Source organism: Cobetia sp. MC34, assembly GCF_018340035.1.
GTDB classification, from domain to species: Bacteria; Pseudomonadota; Gammaproteobacteria; order Pseudomonadales; family Halomonadaceae; genus Cobetia; species Cobetia amphilecti.
Window position 1 is genome coordinate 1 of the sequence record NZ_JADPPY010000099.1, and the last position, 632, is coordinate 632.

General features: G+C 53.6%; 1 protein-coding gene. It reads right to left on the reverse strand.

The window, feature by feature from the left end; all coding sequences use genetic code 11:
• Positions 1-184, reverse strand: a 184-nt coding sequence (locus tag IZU87_RS17315) for a transposase (protein ID WP_213115371.1), incomplete at its 3' end; no start/stop codon positions are given.
• Positions 185-632: the final 448 nt, after the last annotated feature.

A 632-nucleotide genomic window follows, 5' to 3' on the forward strand; every position in this document is an offset into this window, starting at 1 on the left:
TGGAACTTTTGCCCTCGAAGACGCCGGTGGCGTTGTCCAGCAGGTCGCGCTTCCACTGACTCACCATGGTTGGGTGGATCTCGAAGCGGGCTGCGATCTCTGACGTGGTCTGTTCCCCCTTGAGGGCGGTAAGGGCTACCTTGGCTTTGAACTCACTGCTGTACTGTCGACGTTTCCTGCTCATGATCAAGCCCTCCTGGTCGGTATGATCAGAGCTTAGCGCCTGGTCCGAATTCTGGGGTCCACTTCAATGCGGTGCATCGAGCGTTTTGAGCTCCCAAAGTGTCAACCTATTTCAGGACTAGACATCGTCATTGATGTCGCTCGCCAACGGCGATGCGACAGACGATGATGGAGGAAGGACAGGCAGAACAGAGATGCCTGAACCGATAGTTACGTTGAAACCTTAGGCCAAAAATCGCCCTTCAAACGTGCTCGGCTCACCGTTTTCAGCGTCTGATGGTCTTATACTCAATCCTTGGTCGCAGACGACCTGACAGCGTGAAATGTAGTGGCACAGTGAATCTGGCCACCTGACTTTGAGTGTATGATGGCTCACAGAGACAATCAGGTGCAGATGATGACGAAGAAGAGAACGTTTAGCCCGGAATTTCGCTTGGAAGCGGCCCAGC